Annotated in this window: 14 protein-coding genes; 7 read left to right on the top strand and 7 right to left on the bottom strand. The window is 68.7% G+C overall.

All coding sequences use genetic code 11. From position 1 onward, the window contains the following. Positions 1-30: 30 nt before the first annotated feature. The 3 genes from N5J29_RS04870 to N5J29_RS04860 all read left to right on the top strand — a co-directional run bounded on the left by N5J29_RS04870 (position 31) and on the right by N5J29_RS04860 (position 6,590). The gene (locus tag N5J29_RS04870) at positions 31-420 is read left to right on the top strand and encodes an I78 family peptidase inhibitor (protein WP_053515984.1); all 390 of its coding nucleotides are present in this window, start codon (positions 31-33) and stop codon (positions 418-420) included. Between the two features lie 174 nt (positions 421-594). Then, positions 595-5,049, top strand: coding sequence for a glutamate synthase large subunit (gene gltB, locus N5J29_RS04865; RefSeq protein WP_164151517.1), 4,455 nt, complete (start codon positions 595-597; stop codon positions 5,047-5,049). 95 nt (positions 5,050-5,144) lie between these two features. Further along, positions 5,145-6,590: an FAD-dependent oxidoreductase gene (locus tag N5J29_RS04860; protein ID WP_164151515.1), complete on the top strand. Its 1,446-nt coding sequence runs from the start codon at positions 5,145-5,147 to the stop codon at positions 6,588-6,590. On the opposite strand, the gene N5J29_RS04855 is transcribed toward N5J29_RS04860, so the two are convergent. Further along, on the bottom strand, positions 6,576-8,936 hold the full coding sequence (locus tag N5J29_RS04855) for an ATP-binding protein (RefSeq protein WP_239519779.1): 2,361 nt from the start codon (positions 8,934-8,936) through the stop codon (positions 6,576-6,578). The genes N5J29_RS04860 and N5J29_RS04855 overlap by 15 nt on opposite strands. A 260-nt stretch (positions 8,937-9,196) precedes the next feature. Here N5J29_RS04855 and N5J29_RS04850 point away from each other — a divergent pair, with 260 nt between their 5' ends. Then, a complete protein-coding gene (locus N5J29_RS04850; RefSeq protein WP_164151512.1) occupies positions 9,197-10,072 on the top strand; it encodes a methylglyoxal synthase in 876 nt (291 codons plus the stop codon). 91 nt (positions 10,073-10,163) lie between these two features. Here the strand turns inward: N5J29_RS04850 and adhP are convergent, their stop codons facing one another. The 3 genes from adhP to N5J29_RS04835 all read right to left on the bottom strand — a co-directional run bounded on the left by adhP (position 10,164) and on the right by N5J29_RS04835 (position 12,937). Beyond that, on the bottom strand, positions 10,164-11,192 hold the full coding sequence (gene adhP / locus N5J29_RS04845) for an alcohol dehydrogenase AdhP (protein ID WP_053515992.1): 1,029 nt from the start codon (positions 11,190-11,192) through the stop codon (positions 10,164-10,166). 94 nt (positions 11,193-11,286) lie between these two features. Next, positions 11,287-11,925, bottom strand: coding sequence for a bifunctional 4-hydroxy-2-oxoglutarate aldolase/2-dehydro-3-deoxy-phosphogluconate aldolase (gene eda, locus N5J29_RS04840; RefSeq protein WP_164151510.1), 639 nt, complete (start codon positions 11,923-11,925; stop codon positions 11,287-11,289). After that, entirely contained in the window at positions 11,912-12,937 is a 1,026-nt protein-coding gene (locus tag N5J29_RS04835; protein ID WP_239519778.1) for a sugar kinase, read from the bottom strand. Before N5J29_RS04835 ends, eda begins: the two co-directional genes overlap by 14 nt. A 279-nt stretch (positions 12,938-13,216) precedes the next feature. On the opposite strand from N5J29_RS04835, the gene N5J29_RS04830 reads away from it, so the two are divergent. Together N5J29_RS04830 and N5J29_RS04825 are read left to right on the top strand one after the other, a co-directional pair. Beyond that, positions 13,217-15,982 (top strand): TonB-dependent receptor, encoded by a 2,766-nt coding sequence (locus N5J29_RS04830; protein WP_065182101.1) that lies wholly within the window; start codon positions 13,217-13,219, stop codon positions 15,980-15,982. A gap of 137 nt (positions 15,983-16,119) precedes the next feature. After that, positions 16,120-19,920 (top strand): LamG-like jellyroll fold domain-containing protein, encoded by a 3,801-nt coding sequence (locus N5J29_RS04825; RefSeq protein ID WP_164151506.1) that lies wholly within the window; start codon positions 16,120-16,122, stop codon positions 19,918-19,920. A 19-nt stretch (positions 19,921-19,939) separates the two neighbouring features. On the opposite strand, the gene N5J29_RS04820 is transcribed toward N5J29_RS04825, so the two are convergent. The 3 genes from N5J29_RS04820 to N5J29_RS04810 are packed head-to-tail and all read right to left on the bottom strand — an operon-like array spanning position 19,940 to position 23,178. After that, positions 19,940-20,527 carry a cysteine dioxygenase family protein gene (locus tag N5J29_RS04820; protein ID WP_164151504.1) on the bottom strand — a complete coding sequence of 196 codons (588 nt, stop codon included), beginning with the start codon at positions 20,525-20,527 and terminating at the stop codon, positions 19,940-19,942. A gap of 51 nt (positions 20,528-20,578) precedes the next feature. Beyond that, positions 20,579-22,216 (bottom strand): carboxylesterase family protein, encoded by a 1,638-nt coding sequence (locus N5J29_RS04815; protein ID WP_164151502.1) that lies wholly within the window; start codon positions 22,214-22,216, stop codon positions 20,579-20,581. Continuing rightward, positions 22,213-23,178 carry an alpha/beta hydrolase gene (locus tag N5J29_RS04810; RefSeq protein WP_164151546.1) on the bottom strand — a complete coding sequence of 322 codons (966 nt, stop codon included), beginning with the start codon at positions 23,176-23,178 and terminating at the stop codon, positions 22,213-22,215. Before N5J29_RS04810 ends, N5J29_RS04815 begins: the two co-directional genes overlap by 4 nt. A 173-nt stretch (positions 23,179-23,351) precedes the next feature. On the opposite strand from N5J29_RS04810, the gene N5J29_RS04805 reads away from it, so the two are divergent. Continuing rightward, positions 23,352-24,176 (top strand): 2-keto-4-pentenoate hydratase, encoded by an 825-nt coding sequence (locus N5J29_RS04805; RefSeq protein WP_164151500.1) that lies wholly within the window; start codon positions 23,352-23,354, stop codon positions 24,174-24,176. The last annotated feature ends 10 nt before the right edge of the window (positions 24,177-24,186 follow it).

Below are 24,186 nucleotides of genomic sequence, written 5' to 3'. Positions count from 1 at the left end.
CCGGCTTTCACAGTCCCTTCCGGAGTCATGATGTCGTTCCCGATTCGCGCCCGTTCGCTCTCCGCCCTGCTGCTGCCGGCCGTGCTGGCCTTGTCCGCCTGCCAGGCGCCGGCGCTGGATGAACAGGATTCGGCCACGGCCCACGCCCAGCAGGCCGCCGAAGCCGCCAAGGCACCGGCCGATGAAGCCGGCAAGGCCACCGAGGCACCGCCGGTGGGCACCTGCGACGCCAGCCAGGTACAGAGCCTGGTCGGCCAGGCCTACACCGATGCGCTGGGCAAGCAGGCCCAGGAAGATGCCGGTGCTCAGCAGGTGCGCGTGCTGCACCCCAATGACGCGACCACGATGGAGTTCCTGGGCGACCGGCTGAACATCGAAGTGGACGCCAAGGACGTGGTCAGCGGCGTCCGCTGCGGCTGATCCCGGCCCGCGCCGGCGGATCACCGCCGGCGCTTTCCGTTGCACCTGCAACCGTGTATTGCGGCGTTGCAGCAACCTGTGCTTTATTCGAGGCATCCGGTGGCCTCACGATGCGCTCCAGGGATTGGGCGGGCTTGAGTGTCCCCGCTCATTTCATTCCGCATCGAGGTAGAGATGGCCCCCCGCAACCGCCAAGGGCTTTACGACCCGCGCTCCGAGCGCGATGCCTGTGGATTCGGCATGGTCGCGCAGCTCGACGACCAGCCGTCGCGCCTGCTGGTGGATACCGCCATCGCCGCGCTTTCGCGGATGACCCATCGCGGCGGCGTCGCCGCTGACGGGCTCACCGGTGATGGCTGCGGGCTGCTGCTGCGTCGCCCCGATGCATTCCTGAAACTGCTGGCCAGCGAAGCGTGCATCACCGTGGCCACCCGCTTCGCGGCGGGCCTGGTGTTCCTTCCGCACGACGCCGACGCCGCGCAGGCCTGCCGGACGCAGCTGCAGGTGCAACTTGAAGCGGTAGGCTGCCGCGTGGCGGGCTGGCGCGAGGTTCCCATCGACGACAGTGTCTGCGGCCAGCTCGCGCGCGATACGCTGCCGCGCATCGAGCAGGTGTTCGTCGATGCCGGTGTCGGCCAGGACGGCACCGGCTTCGCCCTGGCGCTGTACCTCGCACGCCGTCGCAGCGAACAGCAGCTGCGCGACCATGGCGATTTCTACGTCACCACGCTCACCCCGGATGCGATCAGCTACAAGGGCATGGTCCTGCCGGACAAGCTCAGCCGCTTCTATCCGGACCTGCAGCGGCGCGAGCTGGCCTCCAGCGCGATCGTGTTCCACCAGCGCTTCTCCACCAACACGCTGCCGCGCTGGCCGCTGGCGCATCCGTTCCGCCTGCTCGCGCACAACGGCGAGATCAACACCATCGAGGGCAACCGTCGCTGGGCGCAGGCGCGCAGCAAGGTGTGGAAGACACCGCGCTTCGACATCGCCGAGTTCGATCCGGTGATCTCCATGCATGGCTCGGACTCGCAGAGCCTGGACAACATGCTGGAACTGATGGTCGCCGGCGGCATGGAATTGATCCAGGCGCTGCGCATCCTGGTGCCACCGGCGACGCAGTCGCTGGAGTTCAAGGATCCGGACCTGGCCGCGTTCTACGAGTTCCATGGCCTCAACAGCGAGCCCTGGGACGGCCCGGCCGGCATCGTCGCCTGCGACAGCCGCTATGCGGTGTGTACGCTGGACCGCAACGGCCTGCGCCCGGCGCGCTGGATGCTGACCGCCGACCGCCACTTCCTGGTCGCCTCCGAAGCGGGCGTGTGGGAAGTGCCGACCGAGCGCGTGGTACGCAAGGGCAAGCTCGGCCCCGGTGAAATGGTGGCCATCGACCTCAAGCGCGGCGACCTGCTCGATTCGGACGCGGTGGACCGCATCAACCGTGGCCGCGCACCGTACAAGCAGTGGCTGCAGCAGGGCGTGACCTACCTGCAGACCGAACTGATCGATCCTTCGCTGGTGGAGGAGCCCTTCGACGAGGGCACCCTGCGCAGTTACCACAAGCTGTACCAGCTCAGCAGCGAGGAGGTGGAGCAGGTGCTGCGGCCGCTGGCCGAGACCGAGCAGGAAGCCACCGGCTCGATGGGCGATGACACGCCGATGGCGGTACTGAGCCAGCGCAGCCGGCCGCTGTACGACTACTTCCGGCAGGCATTCGCGCAGGTCACCAATCCGCCGATCGATCCGCTGCGCGAAGACTGCGCCATGTCCCTGTCCACCCAGCTCGGCAAGGAGACCAACATCTTCCATGCTGGCCCGGAGACGGTGAACCACGTCATCCTCAACTCGCCGGTACTCAGCCAACGCAAGCTGCGCCAGCTGCTGAAGATGGACCAGTACCTGCAGGCCAACCGCCTGCTCGACCTGTCCTACAGCGAGGAAGAAGGGCTGCGCAACGGCATCGAGCGCATCTGTGCGGAGGCCGAACGCGCCGCACGCGAAGGCATGGTGATGCTGCTGCTGTCCGACCGCTATCCGGTGGCCGGGCGACCGATGGTGCACGCCCTGCTGGCCACCAGTGCGGTGCATCATCACCTCTCGCGGCTGGGGCTGCGCTGCGACGTCAACCTGATCGTCGAGACCGGCACTGCGCGCGACCCGCACCATATGGCCTGCCTGCTCGGCTTCGGGGCCACTGCGGTGTACCCGTATCTTGCCTACCAGACCCTGTTCGACCTCGGCCGGCGCGGCATCCTCAAGCTCAGCAAGGGCGGTGAGCAGTCGCAGATCGGCCGCCGCTACCGCAAGGGCGTCTACAAGGGCCTGTCGAAGATCATCTCGAAGATGGGCATCTGTACCGTGGCCAGCTACCGCGGCGCGCAGCTGTTCGAGATCATCGGCCTGGAGCCGGAAGTGGTCGCGCTGTGCTTCCCCGACACCGCCTCGCGCATCGGCGGCGCCGGCTTCGCGCGGCTGGATGCCGATGCGCGCGAACTGTGCGCGCAGGCCTGGGATGCACAGCAGGATGTCGATGTCGGCGGCCTGCTGAAGTACGTGCACGGCGGCGAGTACCACATGTACAACCCGGACGTGGTCACCACCCTGCAGCGCGCGGCGCGCAGTGGTGATGCCCGCGCCTGGCAGCAGTACTGCGATGCCGTGCATGCCCGGCCGCCATCGGCGTTGCGTGACCTGCTGCAACTGGTGCCGGCGCCGACACCCACGCCGCTGGACGAGGTGGCGCCGGCCAGCGAACTGTTCCCGCGCTTCGACACCGCCGCGATCAGCCTCGGCGCGCTGTCGCCGGAAGCGCATGAGGCACTGGCCATCGCGATGAACCGCCTCGGCGGCCGCAGCAATTCCGGCGAAGGTGGCGAAGATCCGGCCCGCTACGGCACCCCACGGCGCAGCAAGATCAAGCAGGTGGCGTCGGGTCGCTTCGGTGTCACCGCCGAGTATCTGGTCAATGCCGAGGTGCTGCAGATCAAGGTCGCGCAGGGCGCCAAGCCCGGCGAAGGCGGCCAGCTGCCGGGGCACAAGGTCAACGAGCTGATCGCCCGCCTGCGCTACGCGCGGCCGGGCATCGGCCTGATCTCGCCGCCACCGCACCACGACATCTATTCCATCGAGGACCTGGCGCAGCTCATCTACGATCTCAAGCAGGTCAACCCGACCGCGCTGGTATCGGTGAAGCTGGTCAGCCATGCCGGCGTCGGCACCATCGCCGCCGGCGTGGTCAAGGCCGGCGCGGACCTGATCACCATCTCCGGCCACGACGGCGGCACCGGTGCCTCGCCGGTCAGCTCGATCCGCTACGCCGGTGTGCCGTGGGAGCTGGGCGTCGCCGAAGCGCACCAGGCGCTGCTGGCCAACGACCTGCGCGGGCGCACCCTGCTGCAGACCGATGGTGGCCTGAAGACCGGCCTGGACGTGGTCAAGGCCGCGCTGCTGGGTGCGGACAGCTTCGGCTTCGGCACCGCGCCGATGATCGTGCTGGGCTGCAAGTACCTGCGCATCTGCCACCTCAACAACTGCGCCACCGGCGTGGCCACCCAGGACGAACGCCTGCGCGAGAACCACTTCACCGGCCAGCCCGAGCGCGTGGAGAATTTCTTCCGCCTGCTGGCCGAGGAAGTGCGTGGCTGGCTGTCGTACCTGGGCGCGCGTTCGCTGGAGGAGATCGTCGGCCGCACCGACCTGCTGCGGCAGATCGAGGCCGCACCGCGCGACGGCGTGCGCGTGGACCTGTCGCGCCTGCTGGCAGATGCGCGCTACGAAGGCAGCCACTGCGCGGCGCAGCGGCTGTACGAATCGCCGGACAGCCTGGCCACGCAGATGGATGGCCTGCTGGCGGACGCGATCGAACAGCGCAGGGGGGGCGAACATCGCTTCCTGATCCACAACACCGACCGCAGCATCGGCACCCGCCTGGCCGGCGCGGTGGCGCGCGCGCACGGCAACCAGGGCATGGCCGACGCCCCCCTGGAGCTGCGCTTCCGTGGCAGCGCCGGACAGAGCTTCGGCGCCTTCAATGTCGGCGGCCTGCATCTGGAAGTGGAGGGCGAAGCCAACGACTACGTCGGCAAAGGCATGGCCGGCGGCCGCCTGGTGGTACGTCCGCCGCGCGGCGCGCGGTTCGAGGCGCGCAGCACTGCGATCATCGGCAACACCTGCCTGTATGGCGCCACCGGTGGCGAGCTGTTCGCCGCCGGACGTGCCGGCGAGCGCTTCGCGGTCCGCAATTCCGGTGCGCTCGCGGTCGTGGAAGGCGCCGGCGATCATTGCTGCGAGTACATGACCGACGGCGTGGTGCTGGTGCTGGGCAAGGTCGGCCTGAACTTCGGTGCCGGCTTCACCGGGGGGCTGGCCTACGTGCTGGATGTGGACCGCGACTTCGTGGACCGTTACAACCACGAGCTGATCGACATCCATCGCGTATCCGCCGAAGGCTTCGAGAACTACCGCCAGCACCTGCACCGCCTGATCGGCCGCCATCGCGAACTGACCGGCAGCATCTGGGCGCAGCAGATCCTGGACGAGTTCCGCGATTACATCGGCAAGTTCTGGCTGGTCAAACCGAAGGCCGCCAGCATCGAATCGCTGACCGAGACCCTTCGACGCGCGGCGTAAGCGCCTCCGGCGCGCCGCCCGCAACCGGCGCGCGCCTGCTCCCTCACCGCAGTAGTGCCGGCCTCTGGCCGGCCATCGAAATCACAGAGCCCGCCATGAGCCGCAAGCACGCCTTCCAGTTCCTCGATCTGCCCCGCACCATGCCGCAGCGCATTCCGGTTGAACTGCGCACCTCCGGCGACTGGGGCGAGCTGTACGGAAAGTTCGGCAAGGAGGATGCGCAGTACCAGGCCGGGCGCTGCCTGGACTGCGGCAACCCCTACTGCAGCTGGAAATGCCCGGTACACAACGCCATTCCACAGTGGCTGCAGCTGGTGCAGGAGAACCGCATCCACGAGGCCGCCACGCTGTGCCACAGCACCAACCCGCTGCCGGAAGTGTGCGGCCGGGTCTGCCCGCAGGATCGCCTGTGCGAAGGCAGCTGCACCCTGGAGGAATTCGGTGCGGTGACCATCGGTGCGGTGGAGAAGTACATCGTCGATACCGCACTCGCCAGTGGCTGGCGTCCGGACCTGGGTGCCGTGCAGCCCACCGGCCACAGCGTGGCGGTGATCGGTGCCGGTCCGGCGGGTCTGGCCTGTGCCGATCGCCTGGCCCGGGCCGGCGTCACCGCCGTGGTGTACGACCGCTACGAGCAGATCGGCGGCCTGCTGCAGTTCGGCATCCCCAGCTTCAAGCTGGACAAGGACGTCATCCATCGTCGCCGCGAGGTGCTCGAAGGGATGGGCGTGCAGTTTCGCCTGGGCGTGGAGATCGGCCGCGACATCAGCGTGCAGCAGCTGCTGGACAGCCACGACGCGGTGTTCGTCGGCACCGGGGCCTACCGCTACACCGACGGCGGCCTGCCGGGCCAGGACCTGAAGGGGGTGCTGCCGGCCCTGCCGTTCCTGGTGCAGAACAGCCGCATCGTCGGCGGCGATGACCCGCAGGGTCGACCGATCGCCGGCTGGGAGGACCAGATCGCCCTGCCCGACCTCAACGGCAAGCGCGTGGTCGTGCTCGGCGGCGGCGACACCGGCATGGACTGCGTGCGCAGCGCGGTGCGGCTCGGCGCAGCCAAGGTCACCTGCGCGTACCGTCGCGACGAGGCCAACATGCCCGGCAGCGCGCGTGAAGTCGCCAATGCGCGCGAGGAAGGCGTGCGCTTCCTGTTCAACCGGCAGCCGCTGTCGATCGAGGCCGGCGCCGACGACGAAGCGATCGGCGTGACCGTGGTTGAAACCCGGTTGGGTGAGGCCGACGCCCAAGGACGCCGCAACGCGGTGCCGATCGAGGGCAGCGAGTCGCTGCTGGAGGCGGACGTGGTCATCATCGCCTTCGGTTTCGCGCCGAGCGTTCCGGCCTGGCTGGCCGAACACGGTGTGCAGGGCCAGGCGAACGGTCGCATCGTTGCCGGCGGCAAGGACCGGCTGCCCTTCCAGACCGCGCATCCGCGCCTGTTCGCCGGCGGTGATGCGGTACGCGGCGCCGACCTGGTGGTAACCGCTGTGGCTGAAGGCCGCGACGCCGCTGCCAGCATCGTCCGTCTACTGTCCAACTGAGCCGGGTTCCATTGCCGGCAGTACGTCGGCCAGCGTCGCGCGCAACCCCTGGGTGTCGACCGGCTTGGCCAGGAACCGGTCGATGCCGGCGGCACGACAGGCCTCGCGCGTGCTCTCCAGCACGCTGGCCGTCAGCGCGATGATCGGCACCCGTGCACGCGAAGGACAGGGGTCTTCGCGGATCGCACGCGCCAGCGCGAACCCGTCCATGCCGGGCATGTGGCAATCGGTAACGACAACATCGAAGCCCTGCGCCCGCCATGCCGCCAGCGCCTGCAGGCCATCGGCGGTGGCGTGCACCTGCAGGCCCAGCTCGCGCAGCCGCTGCACCAGCAGTTGCAGGTTGGTCGGGTGGTCCTCGGCCACCAGCACCCGTGCCGCAGGCAGTCGCGCGACCACCTCGGCCGTGGCCGGCACCGCCTCCAGTGGCGCCAGGCAGCTGGCGAACTCCAGGTCGAACCAGATGCGCGTGCCCTTGCCCGGCGAGCTTTGCAGCTGCAGCTCGCCGCCCATCGAGGCCACCAGGTCCCGGCAGATGGCCAGGCCCAGGCCGCTGCCGCCGAACCGGCGCCCCGTCGACGGCTCGGCCTGGGTGTAATCGGCGAACACGGCCTGCTGCCGCTCGGGACTGATGCCTACGCCACTGTCGCTCACCTGCAGGCGCAGGCATTGTCCTGCCGCCTGCGTCCGCAGCACCCGCAGCCGCAGTTCCACACCGCCGTGCAGGGTGAACTTCAGTGCGTTGCCCACCAGGTTGAACAGGACCTGGCGCACGCGCAGGCCATCGGCCAGCAGCCACCGCTGCAGCGCAGGATCAAGCACGCACCGCAGGTGCAACGCACGGCTGGCCGCCATCGGTGCCAGCAGCTGCTGCACGGCCGTGGCCAGCGCACCCATGTCGGTGGCACGCAGCTGCAACGGCAGCGCCTGCAACCGATGACTGTCGAGCACATCATCGAGAATCTGCCGCAGCATCTGCGCGGCCACATCGACGGTGGACAGGACCTGCCGCTGGCACGGGTCCAGGGGGCTGTCCGCCAGGCATTCGAGCATGCCCAGCAGCGTGCTCATCGGTGTGCGGATCTGGTGGCTCATGGTGGCCAGGAAGTGCGTCTTCGCCGCTGCAGTCTCTTCGGCCTGATGGCGTGCCCCGGCCAGGGCACGGGTGCGTGCCTGCGCCTGGCTGACGTCCATCCAGTAGCCACTCCACTCGATGTCGTCGCTCTCGCCCGGCAACGGCCTGCCATGCGAACGGATCCAGCGCCAGCCATGGGGACCCAGCGTGCGGAAGGTGATGTCGATCGGCGCACGGGCCCGCGCTGCGGCTTCCAGATGATCCAGCACCGGCTTGCGATCGTCGACATGCACCGCCGCCATGAGCCGGCGATGGTCCAGCCGCACACTGTCCAGACTCATGCCGAACAGCGACTGCACGTCGCCGGCGACCAGCGGCAGGCTGTAGTCGCCCTCGCCGCTGCGGCGCGCCCGGTAGACCACCGCAGGCAGGTTGGCGGTCACTTCCTGCAGTCGCTGTTCCAGCGCGCGGCGCTGGCTGCTTTCGCGATGCAGCCTCCAGTAGCCGAAGGCATACACCAGGATCAGCGCCAGCGCGACCAGCAGCACCGGCACCAGCCAGCGCAACGGCGACCGCGCGGGCGGCGCGCGTGCTCCGCTGGGCGCCCACGCCGCGCGGAGCGCGGCCCGCTGCGCGTCGTCCAGTTCGTGCAGCACGGTGTCGAAGGCGGCGACGGTGGCCGCACAGGCCGGCGCAGCCGCCAGTACCCAGGCATCATCGAAGCCGGCCGGCGCGGCGATCACCAGGGCATCGCTGCCGGGCCTGCGCAATGCGGCTTCCACTTCGCCCAACGTGGCAACCACCGCGTCCACCTGGCCGATGGCCAGCAGCTGCAGCGCATGATCGAGCGCGTCGACCTGCAGCAGCCATGCGCCCGGCGCCTGCTCACGCAGGTGGGCCGCCAGTGGCACCGTGTCGAGGCTGGCGACGCGGCGGCCGCGCAGACCGCCCAGTCCCTGCAGTGGCGTGTCGTTGCGACGGCGCACGATCACCTGTGACAGCTGCAGGTAGGGCCTGCTCACGACCCAGCCGTCGGGCACCTGCTCGCGCGGCCATCCCAGCACGGCCTGGGTACCGGCCGGCAGCGCGCCGGCCGCGCCGGCCGCGGCGGGAAGCGGATGTGGACGCAGCGCGATCTGCTCGCCCAGCCGCCGCAGGTAGTCGGCAACCAGGCCGCCGGGCTGGCCCTGCGCGCTGAAGGACAGTGGCGGGCGGTCACTGGGCCAGGCCACGACCAGGGGCATGTCGCACCCGTCGGCACGCGTGATCATGGGCCACAGCAACAGGGCAGGCAGCACGATGCGGGATCGCAGCCACGGGCAGGAGCGTGCAATGGATGCGGCCGCAGGGCCGGCGGCATTCACGATGGGCATCCTCGAATCGCAGGCGGAGACGACGGCCGCGCAGCGGTACCGCTCTGCCTGCCACGCTAGCGACGCACCGCACAGCAACAATGAGGAAAGTTGCAAAGCGCGCAGAATTGGCCATTCGCGACATAAACTGCCGCTTCTACCAGCCCACGGAGCGTTCGATGCGTATCGGCCTGGCCGCCAACCGGCTCCACCACCAGGATGCGCGCGCCGCCCTGTTCCGCTGGCTGCGTGCCTGCGAACCGGGCCTGCGCGAACTGGGCATAACGCTGCACGCTGTCGGCCGCACCCATGATGCGATCGGGCGCCACGGCTTCCTCGACGGCTATGCCGGCCTCCATCGCTATCCCTACGGCCGCGAGGGCGGGCTGATGAAGCTGGTCGCCGAGGTGGTCGGCATGGGCCCGCAGCGCACGCTCGACGGTGCCATCTACCTGATCGATCCGGTCGATCCGTCCTCGGTGTTTCCCGAAGCGACCGCGCTCAAGCGGCAGTGCGTGATCCACGGCAAACCTTTCATTTCCACGGTAGCCACCGCACGCGACTGGATCGAGGTGGAGCGCGTGCACGCCGGCCTGCAGGCCGACGCCGGTGCCGACGATCTGCACGCCTTCGGTACCCAGACCCTGGCACTGATCGCGCATGATGCGATGAAGCCGGCGATGCTCGCCTTCGCCGACGAGCACTTCGACGTGCTGGCACGCTTCGGCGAGCGGGTGGCGACCGGGACCACCGGTCAGCGCCTCAACGAGCTGGCATGGAGCCGCGGCTGGCCCAGCGACACGCCCTGGGTGACGCGCTACCAGAGCGGACCGATGGGCGGCGATGCGCAGATCGCCGACCGCGTACTGGAGGGCCGTTGCCAGCGCGCCATCTTCTTCGAGGACCCGCACGTGGCACGCCAGCACGAGGCAGACATCCAGCTGCTGGAACGCGCGGTGACCACGGTGACCGACCAGGCGGTGTGCATCACGGCTCCAATGGTGGCGGCGCGCTGGGCGACGGCTGCCGCCCGGCGCGCTGGGTCACAGCGCTGACCACCTGCGCAGCTACGCCGGGCGCGCATCGATCGGCATGACCGCCGCACCCGTGGGAGAGGGTGCCGGCCGCGGCGGCCATGCACGGGTGTCAGGCGGCCATGTCCAGTACCACGCGCCCGTCGATGGTGCCCGCGCGCATGCGGGCGAACACCTCGTTGATGTTTTCCAGGCGGTCGGTGCTGACCGTGGCCGCCACCTTGCCCTCGGCGGCGAACTGCAGCGACTCCTGCAGATCCAGCCGCGTGCCGACGATCGAACCGCGCACCGTCACACCATTGAGGACCATGCCGAAGATGTCCAGCGGGAAGTTGCCCGGTGGCAGTCCGTTGAGCGAGACCGTGCCGCCCCGCCGGACCATGCCCAGCGCCTGCTCGAAGGCCTTGGGCGATACCGCGGTGACCAGCGCCCCGTGTGCGCCACCGATCTCCTTCTTCAGGAATGCTGCCGGATCGGTCGTGCGCGCGTTGACCGTGACCTGCGCGCCCAGCCGCCGCGCGAGTGCCAGCTTGCTGTCCTCCACGTCGATGGCAGCCACGTTCAGGCCCATCGCACGCGCGTACTGCACCGCCATGTGGCCCAGGCCACCGATGCCGGAGATCGCCACCCAGTCACCGGGCTTCGTGTCCGTCACCTTCAGGCCCTTGTAGACCGTCACGCCGGCGCACAGCACCGGCGCGATCTCGACGAAGCCCACCTCCTTCGGAAGCAGGCCGACATAGTTGGCATCGGCCAGTGCGAACTCGGCGAAGCCGCCGTTGACCGAGTAGCCGGTGTTGCGCTGCGTCTCGCACAGCGTTTCCCAGCCGCCCAGGCAGTGTTCGCAATGGCCACACGCCGAGTACAACCAGGGGATGCCGACCCTGTCGCCTTCCTTGACATGCCCGACCCCGCCGCCCACGGCCACGATGTGCCCCACGCCCTCGTGGCCGGGGATGAACGGCGGGTCCGGTTTCACCGGCCAGTCGCCCTCGGCGGCGTGCAGGTCGGTGTGGCAGACACCGCAGGCTTCGATCCTGACCAGCACCTCGCCCGCCCCCGGGCGTGGTACCGGAACTTCCTCGATGACCAGTGGGCTGCCGAACTCGCGAACGACAGCGGCCTTCATGGTTCTGTTCATGGGTTTTCCTCCGTCGTGCGCTTGCAGACAGAGTGACGCCGGCACGAGGCCGGCGCTTTGATCCCGATCAAATCCTGGAAGATTGCCTGCCGGTTCAGCCCGCCAGCACGGACGCCTCGCGTGCCAGGCGTTCGATCGCGCCCCAGTCGCGGGTCTGCAGCAAGGCCGCCGTGGTCAGCCATGAACCGCCCACGCACAGCACGTTCGGCAGGTGCAGGAACTGCGCCGCGGTCTGGGCGCTGATGCCACCGGTCGGGCAGAAGCGCACGTCGGCGAAGGGGCCGTGCCAGGCCGCCAGCAGTGCCGCGCCGCCGGCCTGCACCGCGGGGAAGAACTTGAAGGTATCCAGGCCATGCTCGAGGCCAAGGATCAGCTCGGACCCCGTGGCCACGCCCGGCAGATACGGCAGGTCGGCATCGCGCGCGGCCGCGTACAGCGTCGGCGTTGCGCCCGGCGACACCGCGAAGCGCGCACCTGCGGCCCTGGCCGCCTCCATCTGCGAAGGCGTCAGCACCGTTCCGGCCCCCACCACCGCGTCGGGTACGGCCTCGACCATTGCCCGGATGGCATCCATCGCACGGGGTGTGCGCAGGGTGACCTCGATCACCGGCAGACCGCCCCGGAACAGCGCCTGCGCCACCTGCACGGCATCGTCGACATCGTCGGGGGTGAACACCGGAATCACCGGTGCCAGTTTCAGTACCGCGCGAACGCGCGGATCAGCGCCGGACATCGAATCGCTCCTCGCCCATCTGGGCCAGCACGTCAGCTTCGCTGACAGGATTGAAATCGCCGGGGATGGAATGCTTCAGTCCGCCGGCAGCCAGGCCGAAACGCACGGTGGCGTCGGCATCGAAGCCTGACAGGATGCCATGCAGGATGCCTGCCGCGAAGGCATCGCCGCCGCCGATGCGATCGATGATGCCGGTCAGCTGCCGCACGGGCGCCTGCGCACGCACGCCCTCGCGGCCCAGCAGCAGGGCGCCCAGCACATGATGGTCCACGCTCAGCGCCTGCCGTTGCGTGCATGCCAGCCATTGCAGCCGCGGGAACGCGGCGAATGCCGCCGCTGCGGCAGCGTCCACGCGCTCCACGGTGCCGGCCTGGGTAAAGCGCTGGCCCAGGATCACTTCGATATCGCGGTAGTCGGCGAACACGATGTCAGCCTGGTCGAACAGGGCATGCAGGATCGCCTGCGCGTCGCCGCCCCAGCGCTGCCACAGCGTGGGCCGGAAATTGCCGTCGAAGGAAACGCGCACGCCACTGGCACGCGCAGCGCATGCCGCCGCCAGCGTCGCCTCGGCCACCTGCGGCCCCAGCGCAGGGCTGACGCCGGACAGGTGCAGCCAGTCCGCGCCCTGCAGCAGCGCCGGCCAGTCATGATCGGCTGCAGTGCTGCGCGCGAAGGCCGAATCGGCCCGGTCGTACACCACCTCGCTGGCACGTTGCACCGCGCCGGTGGTGAGGAAGTACAGGCCCATGCGACCGTCCGCCACCTCGCGCACCGCCCGCGTATCGACGCCATGGCGGCGCAGTTCACCCAGTGCGTGCGCCCCCAGGGCATTGCCGGGCACCGTGCTGACCATGGCCACGTCATGTCCGAATCGGGACAGCGAGACACCCACGTTTGCTTCCGCCCCGCCCACGTGCACCTGCAGCTGCGGCGACTGCAGCAGCAGCTCGCGACCGGGCGCGCCGAGCCGCAGCAGCAGTTCCCCGAAACATACGATACGCCCCATCTCCACTCCTCCCCGCTTGCCGCCAGCATGTGAAACTGCACGGCGTGAATGTGTACCACGCGTCGGCGCGGCGTTTGGCCATCGGTGTCATTCTAGCCTTCCGATGCGCCCCACGCACCCGTAGGAACTGACGGAAGCATTGTCCTGCAAGCCTCTTGGAGACATTTCAGATCTGTTGCGGTGCAAGATGCCGGATCCGGGACGTGCTGCTAACGTCCGCTCTGACCAGCGGTGTCATCACGCTGAAACAGCCGCAGCACCAGACCTTTGGGAGAGGGGAAAGGCATGCAGTCTCGGAACCACCAAAAAAAGACACCGGTTACCTTGCTCGCTATGGCCGTCGGACTGGCCCTGGCGGCCAATGCGACCGCCCAGCAGCAGAGCAGCGCCGCCGGCGCCACGGACCTGGATACGGTCACCGTCACCGGCTACCGCGCCAGCGTGGAGAAGGCGCTGGACATCAAGCGTGGCGAGGCCGGCGTGGTCGACGCCATCGTCGCCGAGGACATCGGCAAGTTCCCGGATCTGAACCTGGCCGAGTCGTTGCAGCGCATCCCGGGTGTGGTCATCACCCGCGAGGCCGGCGAGGGCCGCAACATCTCGGTGCGCGGCCTCGGCCCGGATTTCACCCGCGTGCGCATCAACGGCATGGAGGCGCTGACCACCGTCGGCGCCGGTGATCAGAGCGGTGGTACCAACCGCGGCCGTGGCTTCGACTTCAATGTCTTCGCCTCCGACCTGTTCTCGCAGCTGGTGGTGCGCAAGACCGCTTCGGCCGATGTCGAAGAAGGCTCGCTGGGCGCCACCGTCGATCTGCGCACGGCGAGGCCGTTCGACTATGACGGCTTCACCTTCGCCGCCAGCGGCCAGGCCGGCTACAACGCGATGGCGGAGAAGGCCGACCCGCGCATGGCCGCGCTGGTGTCGAACATCTTCGCCGACGGTACGTTCGGCGCCCTGCTGTCGGTGGCCTACTCCGAGCGCCAGGCGCTGGAGGAGGGCTCCAACACGGGCCGCTGGGCCAACGGCCCGAGCAACGGCAACTTCAGTGCCTCGTCCCCGTTCACCGCCGCGCGCAGTGCCGACGTCTACCACCCGCGCTTCCCGCGCTACGTGCAGATGGAACATGAGCAGAAGCGCCTGGGCGTGACCGGTACGCTGCAGTGGAAGCCCAGCGACGCGACCGAGATCTCGCTGGACGCGCTGTACTCGAAAATCGATGCCACCCGCGACGAGCACTACATCGAGGCGATTTCCTTCAGCCGCGGTGCCAACACCAGCCAGCCACGCCTGGCCGGCAAGCCGTCGATGATCGTCAGGAACGGCGTCATCGAGAACAACGCGCTGGTCTACGGCGAGTTCGACAACGTCGACATCCGCAGCGAGAACCGCCACGACGAGTGGAGCACCGAGTTCAAGCAGATCAGCCTCAACGGCCAGCACCGCTTCAGCGACGACTTCACCCTGTCCGGCAAGCTGGGGGTCTCGCGGTCCCGGCATGAGAACCCGGTGCAGACCACCATCATCATGGACAAGTACGACGTCGACGGCTACAGCTACGACTACCGGGGCAACAACCGCTCGCCGATCCTCAACTACGGCATCGATCCCACCGATCCCAACGGCTGGGAACTGGCGGAGATCCGCCTGCGACCGCAGTACGTGGACAATGATTTCGATACCGGCCAGATCGACTTCAACTGGAACATCAGCCCCGGCTTCCGCCTCAAGGGTGGCGTGCTGGCCAAGGATTACACGTTCAAGACCACCGAACTGCGCCGTGGCAGCGAGCTGGCCGTGCCCACCTTCGCCGATGGCAGCAGGATCGTTCCGGTGGACATGACCACGCAGGCCGGCCTGAAGGGCATCAGCGGCAATCCCTCGAACTGGGTGGTGCCGGACCTGGACGCCGTCGCCGATCAGTTCGACATCTACAGCAACAGCGGCATCTACGCCGTCGCACCGCGCGCCAACAACGTGCGCAGCGTGGAAGAGAAGGATCGCGGTGCCTACCTGATGGGTGAGTTCTCCACCGAGATCGGCTCGCTGCCGCTGTCCGGCAACGTCGGCGTACGCTATGTGCGCACCAAGCAGTCCTCCACCGGGCTGTCGACGCTGGCCAGTGGCACCACGTCCACCACCGCCACCCGCACCTACGACGACACCCTGCCCTCGTTCAACCTGGTTGCCGAAGTCACCCCCGATTTCCTGATCCGCCTGGGTGCGGCCAAGGTGATGACCCGACCCGGCCTGGGCAGCCTGACGCCGGGTGCCACTGTGGCCGTGGCCGGTGGCGCACGCACCATCTCCAGCGGCAACCCCAACCTGGATCCGACCCGCGCGACCAATGTCGATCTGAGTTTCGAGTGGTACTTCGCCGAAGGCGCCATGGCCGGCCTTGGCCTGTTCTACAAGGACATCGAAACCTCCGTACAGACGCTGCGCGAGAATCGGCCGTACACCGACAGCGGCCTGCCTGCCGAACTGCTGATCGGCACCGGCGCATCGCCGACCGATGAGTTCACCTTCACCCGTCCGGTCAACACCCCGGGTGGCGAGCTGTTCGGCGCAGAAGCGAACTACACCCAGCCCTTCACCTTCCTGCCGGGCAAGTGGGCCAACCTCGGTCTGCAGCTAAACTACACCTGGGTGGATTCGAAGATCCAGTACATCAACTCGGCCGGTCAGCCGGTGATGAAGAACGATCTGCTGGGCCTGTCCAACACCTCGTGGAACGCGACCCTGTTCTACGAAGGCACCACCTTCTCCGGGCGCATCTCGGCCACCAACCGCGATGACTACCTGACCCAGGTGCCGGGCCAGGAAACCGGCTTCAATCTGGACGGTTACCACGGCATGACCGGTACCACGGTCATCGATGCGTCGATCCGTTACCGGATCAGTGACCAGCTGGAACTGAGCCTGGAAGGCGTGAACCTGACCAACGAAGCGTCCGATGAGTGGGTGTATTCGCCCGCGACCGGCCGCCTGCCGTTGCAGTACACCGAGACCGGCCGTCAGTTCCTGCTCGGCGTGCGCTACAAGTTCTGAGCAGCGCCGGCGATGCGCCGACCGGTGCATCGCCGTTCGCCACGACCGCTGCTGCGCCGCAAGGTGCCGTGGCGGCGTGGCCTTGCTACGGTCCGGCGGCCCTACGCCGGCTGTCGCCCGTTGAAAGGAAACATCTGATGCCGCATCGCTCGACCCTGTCCCGCTGCCTGCTGCTGGCAGTGGCCCTGGCTGCTGGCCCTGCGACAGCTGCCGATGGCCCAACCCTGCTGTTCCACGTCGACGCCAACCAGGGCCTGCAGGCCACCGTGGCGCACGGCGAGGCGATACCGAACTTCCGCGACAGGGTGGCGGTGGTCGATGACGGTGTACGCGGCAAGGCCATCCAATGGCAGGACGATGGCGTCCTGGCGTGGGATGCGCCGGGCAACATCCTGGCCCAGCGCGGCACCCTGGCCTTCGATTGGCGTGCGCGGTACGCGGTGGGCGAAGCCCCGTTCGTGATCTTCCGCGTCGGCTATGCCGATCACAGCAGTTGGGACATGGCGTGGCTGCGCATCGACTGGAACGGCCACGGTTTCGATGCGTTCGTCACCGATGCCAATCTTGCCCGCACCCGCGTCTCGTTCCGCATGGACACGCCGCCACGCGCGGACCAGTGGCTGCATCTGGCCTTCGCCTGGGACGAGGACCAGGGTGTACGCCTGTTCATCGATGGACGCGAAGTGGCCCGCGCGCAGACCACCGGCGACTACGATGCCGCGCTGGACCAGCTTGGCCTGGCCGGTCGGGTGATGGCACCGTACCAGGTACAGAGCCGTTACAACTTCCTGCGCGGCAGCGATTTCCAGCACATCCGCATCTACGACCGCATGCTCGATGCGCCGGCCGTGGCGGCGCTGGCCCGTGGCGTTACGCCCACCACCGCCGAGGTTCCCGAGGCAGGCCTGCGTGCCTGGCGCCATCGCTTCGGCTGGGACGGCGCCGCACCACCGGCGCTGACCGCGCCGACCACCCGCATCCGCAAGGTCGAATTCGCCGACACCCGCGATCTGAAGGCGTGGATGTGGAAGGCCACCGACGGCATCGCCGAGACCACATGGCCCGGCGTCTACAACCGCTCGCGGCTGCCCGGACGCAACGACTACTTCCAGCTGCCGGACTGGAACACCTACGTGGAGGGTGGAAAGCACCTGGACCTGACGCTGCCGGACGGCGAGACGGTCAACCGCATCGAGATCCGCGGCGCGGCCTTCGGCACGCTGGCACATGGCAGCGACGCCGCGCACGCCACCCGCACCCTGTTCACCCGCCCGCGCGGCGTGGTGCGCAGCGTCGATCCGATCCCGTCCCTCGGCGGCGGCGTGCTGCGCTTCAGCAACGTCCAGCAGGAAACGCCGATCCAGGAAATCTGGGCCTATGCCGTGAGCGAGGGCAGCGAGCCGGACGGCACGGTCAAGCAGACCTACACGATCGACAGCCAGGCGCTGCCGGACTACACCAATCTGGATGCCCTGCGCCGCTACATCGACGGTCGCTATCCCGAGGCCGAACGCAGCACGGTGATGGCGCTGCCCAAGGGGGCCGGCTCACGCCGCCGCGATGCCGGTACCCTGCCCGCGCAGCCGCGCCCGATCGTGCACGTGCTCATTCCTTCCGGGGTAGGCGATGCGCCGCCCGACCAGCCGCTGATCCGCAGCTGGGCCTACAGCTGGGAGAACATGCACGACGGCCTGGACGGCGTTGCCATCGATCTTCCCGCGCTGGATCTGGCGGCCACGCATGAAGGCCTGATTCCGCTCAACATCCGCATCAAGGACCCGATCTGGCCGGCGCGCGACATGATCGACGTGTCGGTCTCGGTGCAGCCGGGACAGAAGCGCACCCTGTGGCTGGACCTGCGCGACCGCATCCTCACCCCTGACAGCCTGTGGTTGAGCATCGCCTCGGCCGCGCCCGGCTTCGATGCCCGGGCGCTCGATGGCGCGCAGATCCGGCTGGTGTTCAAGCCGCGCGCCGAAGCGCTGAAGGAGCACGTGGCCGACCGCTTCAACCAGGTGCGCGACAACTGGGGATTCCTGGTGGAGGAGCACACCACCTCCAAGCGACAGCGCCTCTATGCGCGCGTCTACGCCGACCTGAGCGACCTGCTGCGGGTCGATCCGGACCACGCACTGGGGCGGCAGTACTGGAACTACATCAGCTACAACAGCCAGGGCCGGCCGCCCTACTCCGCACCGGTGGTGCCCGCCGGTGTGCCGGCCTGGGCCTTCCACCAGGTGCAGGACCTCGCACAGGTGCGTCGCTTCGTCGACTGGTGGATCGACCATCGCCAGGTGCCCTACGGCGACTTCGGCGGCGGCATCTCCGATGATTCCGATCTCACCCAGCAGTGGCCGGGCCTGGCGCTGATGGGCGTGCAGCCGGACCGCCTCAATGCCTCGCTCACCGCCCTGTCCGATGCGGTGTATCGCAATGGCATGTTCAGCAACGGCCTGAGCACCATCGAAACCGATGAGCTGCATGCCTACGAAGAGGGCATCAACACCAACAGCGCGATGCTGTACCTCAACTGGGGCGATCCGCTGACGCTGGAACGGCTGATGGAGACGGTCAAGGCATTCGACGAGCGGATCATCCTGCCCAATCCGCAGGGACACCTGCTGTTCTCCAGCAACTGGTTCGGCGGCAACAGGATCTACCGCGAACCGAACTGGCAATGGCAGAAGCCGTATTCGTTCCCGGTGCTGCACCCTGCGTTCCTGCTGGGCCAGTACAACGCCGATCCGACCGGGCGCCGGCTGGTGACCGGCCTGGCCGACAGCTACCTCGCCCATGCCGGCACGGACGCGAAGGGACGCTTCACCCTGCCCAACGAGATCCACTGGGCCACCGGCGCCACCCGCGGCGGCGAACTCAACGACGGGTCCGGCAGCGGCGACACGCTGCACACCTTCTGGGCCGCCTGGCGCTGGACCGACGATGCGAAGTACCTGCAGGCGCTGGACTATCGCGTGGCACGCGGGGGACCGGGCGCGCTGGCCAATCTCGGCGAGAACATCGTCGAGGTGCTGGGACGCCAGCAGGACTGGTATCCGCAGCTGACTGCCGAAGCCGACGCCGGAAAGACCGGTTTCGCCAGCCTGATGGCCTGGCAGGCCAGTGGTGACCTGAAGTACATCGATGCACTGCATGCCGAAGGACTGCAGGCCAAGGTGCTGCGGGCCTACATGAACACCGAGGGCCACTGGTGGTCCGATCGCGTGGAAGCACCCAGCGAGTTCCTGCAGCGCGCCCGGCTGGGGGGCATCGCGCTCAAGCGCAACCAGAGCTGGCCCGGGCATACGGTCAGCTGGCGCTTCGATCGCGACGGTGCCGCCGAACAGGTTGCACTGCTGGTGCATGCGCCCTCGCGCGAGCGCTTCACCATCACCAGCCACAATCTGGGTAACCGCACCATCAGTGCCGACATGACCGGCTGGAACGTTGCCAGCGGCACGTGGCGCATCCGTGCCGGCGTGGATGCCGATGGAGATGGACGCATCGATGGCACGCCGACGGAGCGCACGGTGCGGCTGGAAACCAGCCGCGCGGTGCCGATGCAGTTCCGTCCCGGGCGCACGGAACTGTTCGAGTTCGAGCGCGTCGTCGCCGGCAGCCCGGTGGAAACACGCGCCGACCTGGGCGTCGGCCGCGGTGATGTGCAGGTGGACGGCCAGCGTGTGCGGGTGACCGTGCACAGCCTGGGCCACGTGGCCACCGGCGCGGGCGTGGCGATCCTGGAAGACACCACGGGCCGTGAGATCGCGCGTGCCGATGTGCCCGCGATGGCGGCACCCGATGACCTGGAACCGAAGACCACCCACGTGACACTGATGATCCCCGCAGGTCATCAGGGTGGCCTGCGCGTGCGCGTCGCCCTCGCTGACGGTGGCGAGGAAGTGACCCTGCTCAACAACGTCGTGGACGTGCCGCGCTGAACGCGGCGGCCGGCGCGGGCTATGCCGCGTCGGTCTCCATACGCTTCACCCGTCGCTGGTACCAGTCATCGCCCAGCGGCTCGAACACCGCGCTGCGCTCCATCACGCCCTGGTAGACGTGCAGCGACACGGCCACGTCGGCATCGCTGGCATTGCGCAGCGTGTGGTATTCATGCGGGGGAATCAGGCTGCCGGCGCTGCCGCGCTGGCCGTACAGCGTCGGCTGCGCGGCAAAGCGGTGGCGAGTGCCCTTCCGCTCCAGCAGCGCATACGGCGTGACCAGCAGTTCGCCCTGCCAGACGCCTTCCACGCACCACATCGCATCGTGATCGTGCAGCGGCGTACCCTGCCCCGGGCCCCAACACATGGCGATGACGCTGTACCCCAGGGTCCGGCTGCGGTGCAGTTCACGACGTGCGTAGTGACCACGCACCGGTCGCCGTACACACGGCGGCAGCTGTATCGAAGGATCGGTGATGGCATCACGCAGCACGCGCTGCAGGCCCTCGGTGATCGCGTGCGGATCCGCCAGTGCTACCGCACCGTCAATGGCGGCAAGCAGGCGCTCCCGGCCGGTGAACGGCAGTGGCGTGAACGTGTCTCCCATGACCCGACTCTAGCCGAGCGGAGTTAACAGAATGTTTGTGCTGCGGTGTCATCACTGCGTGCCACGCTGCACGAAAGGCACTTTTCCGTAGAGCGCGCGCTCGCCTGCGCGCGGATCGTCAACCGCGCGACTGGTGCGATCGAACAGCATTGTCCGCCGTTGCGGCAGCGTATAAGGGGCCCATTGCGACAATCCGGCGTGATTGGGGTCGCCGCTGCGGGCGAAGGCGATCAAGGCCTCGCTCATGGTCGCCGCGAGCGCACGCGCATCATCGCCCCCCCCGGTGCACGCGCCCGGCAGCCCTGCGTTGTCGAAGACCAGCGGGATGTCCAGCGTATGGAAAGCACGCAGGCGCCCCTCCTCCACCGGCGACCCCCAATCCAGCTGGTACGCCCAGGTCGGTGCTGCGCCCGCGGGCTGGCGCGCCCGCGCTTCCAGTTCCTCCACCGCTCCACGCCAGCTGCGGCCAGCCGTGGTTGCAGCAAAAAACACTTCAGAGGGCGTGTAGTGCGGATACAGGCGGCGATACTCGGCGATCACGGTCTCCGGCCGCAGATCGACGAACTGCTGTCGTTCGAGCTGTGCCGGCAGTGTTTCCCAGGTCAGGGCGAAGTTGGCGGGATCGTTGCCGAGGAACGCGCGGGTCTCGTCGCGGGTGTTGCCGATCACCATCGGAATCGCCGCCGACTGCTGCGGCGCCTGTGGCCAGAACGGATGCACCGGCAGCACCACATCGTCCAGCACCGGGCCGAAGTACAGCGACGTGCTTTCCACGCGCGAGGGATCACGCGCACGGGTGGCTTCCAGCAGCACGTCGACCGGCAGGTCCAGCAGGGCCTGCACATCACGTGCAGCGACGGCCTGCATCGCGATCGCAGCCCGCTGCGCGGCCGCGCGCGGTCCGGCAGCGGTGACCTGCTGGCCACTCATCGTCCACGCGCGCTGGAACAGCCCTCGGGCCGCAGGCATCGCCATCAGCGTGGCGATCTTGGCGCCCCCGCCGGACTGCCCGAACACCGTGATGTTCGCCGCGTCGCCACCGAAGACCGCCGCGTGCTGCCGCACCCACTGCAGCGCCTGTACCAGGTCGAGCTGGCCGACGTTGCCCGAGGCGGCGTAGCGCGGATCGCCCAACGCCCCCAGGTAGAGATAGCCAAACGTGTTGACGCGATGATTGAGGGTGACCACCACCACATCGCCGCGGCGGCACAGCGCAGCGCCGTCGTACAGCGGATCACTGCCGGACCCGTTGTTGAATCCACCGCCGTGAACGTACACCAGCACCGGCCTGCGTCCACCGTCGCCGAGCGCGGGCGTCCACACATTGAGGAACAGGCAGTCCTCGCTGCCGGGCCCTTCACTGCCGCCCTGCGGTGCGGCCGGACCGTACTCCAGTGCATCGGCGATGCCGCGCCAGGCAGCTTCATGCCGTGGCGGCTGGAAGCGGTGGCGAGCGGTATCGGCACCATAGCGAAGCCCACGGAACACCAGTACCCCGTGCTCGCGCTGGCCACGCACACGTCCGCCACGGACCCGGGCCAATGGCAGGCGGTCGTCGCGGACACCCGGCACGCTGGCCAGCGTTGGCAATGCGGTGAAGGCAGCCGTAGCGGACGCGGTGGCCAGCGCCCAGCGGGCGCTGTCGCGCAGGAACCGCCGACGCTGCAGGTCGGCCGGCGCATCGTTCATCGCGCGTCCTCCGCAGGGCCCAGCCAGCGTTGTGCGAGCAGCGGCCAGAGTGCCAGCGTCGACCGCGCGGGGATGTCCATGCCAAAGCCGTGGCCGCCATGGGCGAAGACGTGCAGTTCGTGCTCGACACCCGCACCCGCCAGTGCCTGCGCCATGAGTTCACTGTTGCGCACCGACACCACGGCGTCGTCGGCGGCGTGGACCAGCAGCGTCGGCGGCATGTCGCCACGTACGCGCTGCTGCATCGAATAGTCTGCCTGCAGCGAGGTCCCCGGATGCTCACCCAGCAGGCGGGCGCGCGAGCCGCTGTGCGCATGCGCGCCCATGTCGATCACCGGGTAGACCAGCACGGCACGGCTCGGGCGGGCGCTCAGCCGGTCGAGGTCATCCCGTGCGGGATGGACGGCGATGTCGAAGCCGGTGGCCAGCCGCGCCGCGACGTGGCCGCCCGCCGAGAAGCCCATCACCGCCACGTCGTTCGCGTCCAGTCCGCGCCGTCGCGCCTGGTCGCGCACCACCCGCAGCGCGCGCTGCGCGTCGGCGAGCGCGGCCTGGCGGTCGCGCCCCGGCTGCGGCAGGCGGTAGCGCAGGACGAACAGGGTGTAGCCGGCGCCGTCCACCCAGAACGGAACCAGCGCGCTGCCCTCCTTGTCGATCACCACCCGCTGGTAGCCGCCGCCGGGGATCACCAGCAGGGCCCGGCCGTTCGGCCGGGCGGGTGTGTACACCTGCAGAGAGGGCGCGTCGATCTGGTCGGCGTAGCGGTCCGGGCGTGCAGGGTCCGCACTGCGCTCGACCACCCGCGTCGGACGTGCGGGGCCGGGTTCGCCCGGCACTGCGCCTGCCGGCCACAACGGCAGCTGCTCGCCGGGCAACGCCTGGGCCACACGCTCGCCTTCGCGCAACGACGTGTCGACCGCGCAGGCGGGCGCCGCCGGCAGCAGCAGGGACAGGCACAGCAACACGATGGGCAGACGCATGACTGACGGGGCTCCAACAGGACAGGACAGGGCGCTGGCGGCGTCGGCAAAGACGGCGTGATGCGCTGCCGCTTGCGTGATGACACCGGTTTACCATATACACGTCCTGCAGACGCTGTCGATAGGCAGCGCAACAACGCCAGAGGGAGACGTTCTTGAGCAACGAACACGGCACACATGGGCACACGCCGCCGGCCGATGCGGCCGCGATTGCCCAGGCCTTCACCACCGCACGCCTTGCGGGCCAGGCACTGGAGGCGTTCCCGGGCGACATCCCGGCGGACCTGGTCGCGGCCTACCAGGTCCAGGACCTGGCCATCGCCCGCTGGAACCAGCCGGTGGTCGGCTGGAAGGTCGGCTACATCGCTGCCGAACGCCGCGATGCGTCCGGGGACGAACGGCTGCTGGGCCCGATCTTCAAGCCTCAGCTCAAAAATGCTACCGGTGGAACAACGGATGTTCCGGTGTTCGTCGGCGGTTTCGCCGCGATCGAGGCCGAGTACGTGCTGGAACTGCTGGAGGATGCCCCCGGCGACCAGCTGCACTGGTCGCCGGAACAGGCTGAAGCGTTGCCGGCCCGCCTGTACCTGGGTGTCGAAGTTGCCAGCAGCCCGCTGGCAACGATCAACGAGCTGGGCCCGCGCGTGGTGGTATCCGACTTCGGCAACAACAACGGCCTCGTGCTGGGGCCGGAGATCGGCAACTGGACGTCCCTCGATGAGTCGGCGCTGCGCGCCGAGACCCTGATCGAGGGTGAGGTGGTCGGGGTCGGCGGCGCGAGCCGCCTGCCCGGTGGCCTGCGCGCGGCATACGCGTTCGCGTTGTCCCGTTCCGCGCTTCGCGGCCGGCCCCTGCGGCGTGGCGACCTGATCGCCACCGGCAATGCGACCGGCATCCACGACATCCAGGCAGGACAAACGGCGCTGGTGCGCTTCGCCGGCTTCGGCGAGATTGCCTGCAGGGCCGTGCCGGCCGGGTAAGCCGCGGCAC

Source organism: Stenotrophomonas sp. GD03680, assembly GCF_029844625.1.
In the GTDB taxonomy this organism is placed as follows: domain Bacteria; phylum Pseudomonadota; class Gammaproteobacteria; order Xanthomonadales; family Xanthomonadaceae; genus Stenotrophomonas; species Stenotrophomonas maltophilia_P.
The sequence above is the reverse complement of the archived record's forward strand: the minus strand, read 5'-3'. Positions and strand labels throughout refer to the sequence as shown.